This window comes from Burkholderia sp. BCC1640, assembly GCF_902833125.1.
In the GTDB taxonomy this organism is placed as follows: Bacteria; Pseudomonadota; Gammaproteobacteria; order Burkholderiales; family Burkholderiaceae; genus Burkholderia; species Burkholderia diffusa.
Genome location: NZ_CADFEF010000073.1, coordinates 1 through 2,982 on the forward strand (window position 1 = coordinate 1; position 2,982 = coordinate 2,982).

1 protein-coding gene and 2 pseudogenes are annotated in these 2,982 nt (G+C 58.0%); 1 reads left to right on the top strand and 2 read right to left on the bottom strand.

What is annotated here, in order from left to right; all coding sequences use genetic code 11:
* Positions 1-137: 137 nt before the first annotated feature.
* A pseudogene (locus HWX25_RS33840) lies at positions 138-620 on the top strand (PoNe immunity protein domain-containing protein); the annotation flags it as partial.
* Between the two features lie 328 nt (positions 621-948).
* Here the strand turns inward: HWX25_RS33840 and HWX25_RS32430 are convergent.
* Entirely contained in the window at positions 949-1,701 is a 753-nt protein-coding gene (locus HWX25_RS32430; protein WP_175912652.1) for an H-NS family nucleoid-associated regulatory protein, read from the bottom strand.
* Between the two features lie 297 nt (positions 1,702-1,998).
* Positions 1,999-2,982: pseudogene (locus HWX25_RS32435) on the bottom strand (type I restriction endonuclease subunit R); the annotation flags it as partial.

Genomic DNA, 2,982 nt, shown 5'->3' on the forward strand with positions numbered 1-2,982 from the left:
TCATGGTCATCGGGATCATCCCCAAACACCCTGCCTGAAAAACTAGCAGGATAGGTTGATTGCCCGGCTCAGTTTTCAGTCGGCGCGATCCCTACAAGTGGCTCAATTTCCGGTCGGCGTAAACACCGTATCGGCCGCTCGTCTTCAGCCTTTACCGCGAAGCGAAACAGGAGTGTGTCGACGACATCACGCAATATCTCGAAGCCTGGTATCCGGGCATGGCCGCGGTGGTGTGGCATGACGGCCACCTCGAAGCACAGAAGGGCGGCAAGGGGACGTACGTTGGCTATTGGGCAATCGAAGCCGCAGCGGTTTCCTATCTGCTGGAGCTGGACGACAGTTCCTTCCGGGACCATCTGCTGTATCCGAAGGACCTAGCCGACTTTGCGCGCAACTTCGACCCCGCGAAGGGGAATCCGCCGGCACCTCAGAACAACGGGCCGAAGACAGTGCGCACCGGTCAGGTATGCCCGGAGACCGGTATCTGGAGAGCACAAGGCCATCACGTGCCCGGTGTGCGGGTGCAGCAGGGCGAGCGTATGCCAGAAGTGTTCGCCCCAGACCGGTCAGGTGCATACCGCTCCCAGCCTGCCCTCTGGGAGTTTGAGCGCAAGGATTGACCCAGCAGACGAATGCCGAACTTGCGCATGCCCCGCGAAATACACGTCACGGGGCGAATGTGGTCGATGTCGAGACAATGTTCGGGACGGCACTGCCGCTCATCGCACAACACGACACTGCAAGTCAACAAAGCGAGCGCTCACCTGCACACGAACTGAGTCAAACGCTCGCCCACTTGGCGAACAGCGACTCCGCCTGCTGGAGCACGGTATCGGTTGCTTCTTCCTGCCGGTCGACCGGGTATATTTTCGAGCAGTCGAAAGCGAAAAAACCGAGGCAAATGCCGGGCAGAGAAGAATGTCATCCGCCGCCCGGACTGCAATCAACTCAGGCCTGGGCGGGCACGCTCGCGACTTGAGTCGTTCCTTCGACCGCACCAGCATCGACAGCGCTCGCAGAATCTGCGGAACTCTTCGGCGCACGTGCCTTTCGGGCAGCGGGCGCCTTTGCGGCCGCACTCTCTTTTGGAGCAATTTTTCGAGCCGCCGCCTTCTTGGCAACTGTCTTCTTCGTTGCCGCCACCTTTTTCGCGGCGATTTTCTTAGCCGCGGGCTTGACCGGCTTTGCCTTCGGCGCAGTAGCCACTTCGCTCTCGCCGGCAATCAAAAACTTCGACCGGTCTTTCACACTCGCGAGCCAAGCCGGCGCACGGCCGCGACCACTCCATGTAACACCCGACTTGGGGTCACGATAAAGCACCGGTTGAGGGCCCTTCCTTTGGTTTCCTGCCTTCGCCGCTTTTACCGGCGCCTTAACACTCGCCGCAGCGCTCGACGAAGCTCCGTCAACGAGGAACTTGGAGCGGTCCTTTGCGTTCACTATCCAAGCCGGTGCGCGGCCTCGACCTGACCAAGTCTCTCCAGTTTTTGGGTTCTGGTACTTCGGCTCGGCAGCAGTAGCCGAGTTCGCAGCCTTCTTGGCTCGCTTGCGACCAAAAATCTGGTCATCGGTGATACCGTACTCAGCGACGAGCTCGCGAACCTGCGCAATAACTGCTTCGAGTTCCGCGACGCGCGCTGCTTCAGTGCGCTCTTGGAGCGCGTCGAGCTGTGCCTTTAGGGCTTTGTACTTTTCTGCCATTTCTTTAATTCTCCTGTCTATTGAGTGCGACTTTTATATCTTAGCAATTCAGTAATTGCTTGACGGCAGTATACTCCCGGTCGATGCGGCATTTCGCGTGCCAGTCCGGCACATTTTGCGCACGCCTCTGCTGCGAGACCATCCCGCGGCGTGCTTGCAATACCTGTCCAAGAATGCTGTCTACGAGAGACACGGTGGTTGTATCAAGCATTCTCACGAGTTTTGAGAATACTCAAAACCCGTGAGAAATATTGAGATGCGACATAAGTCAACCGATTCTCCAAACAACGTTTGCGGTCAGAGCGTGGCGCTCGAGCGAGCCCGCAGCGCCTCGTAGAGTTGGGCTGGTCCCAACAAAATGTCCTTGAGACCATCGCGCACGCGCGCCGAATCGAGCGCCTGTTTGCTCATGGTGGTATGCGCGTCGAATGCGTCAATGATGGCACGCATCAGTGCATCGGTCAGGTCGGGGGAGTTGGCGAACTGCTCCTTGCTATTGCTCACGGCCTGCTGCATCAGAAGTTCGTTTTCCAGCAGTTTGCCCTTGAGCACACCGTTCACGTAGACCAGTTGGTCGTCGTCGGTCAGTTCCCCATCGAACAGCCCGTTGACCTTCTGGATAATTTCATCAAGGAACGCCTTCTCCTTTTCCTGGACCGCACCGCTGCCGACGGCATCCATCGGCGGCAGCTTCGGTGTTTCACCGTGGCCGAGATTGAGGGGCTGGCGCCCGGTGTGTCGCAGGCTATGGTGCGTCAGCGTAACCTTGGTCAGGTCAACCGCGTCGCGCTCGCGACCGAATTCCAAGAGGGGGATGAGCCGCTTGTAGAACAGGAAGCGCTTTTCGATATCGGTATTGCCGTAGTCGAAAATCTGCGACAGGAACGCATACAGGCGTACGAATGCCCCCATGTCGTTTTTGAACAGCACCAGTGCGTCGAGCATGTCCTTCGCCGCCTGCGCAGCCTTGTCATCGTGCTGTGCCTCGGCGTTTGCCTTGTCCTGCTGTGCCACCTTGTAGCGCTTGAGCAAGCGGTCAGCCACTGGCGCAATGGCGACATGCAATTGCGCCTGGGTGCCTTTCGGGTCCAGCTCGACCCTAGCGACGCGGTCGACCTCGAAGTCGTCGTAGTAACCCGCGGCATCGAGCTTGGCGTGTTGATGTCCGCACAGAACTGACCCACTAGAGCTGAAAATTTTCATCGAATTTTGACCCACGTGATTGAATGCCCTGCTCAATCTTTGAGCAGGGGATACAAAGGTGATCACGGTGGGCATATT

Bases quoted from the DNA above. Each gene is read 5' to 3' on its own strand.
- HWX25_RS32430 (WP_175912652.1), bottom strand. From the start codon at position 1,701: ATGGCAGAAAAGTACAAAGCCCTAAAGGCACAGCTCGACGCGCTCCAA.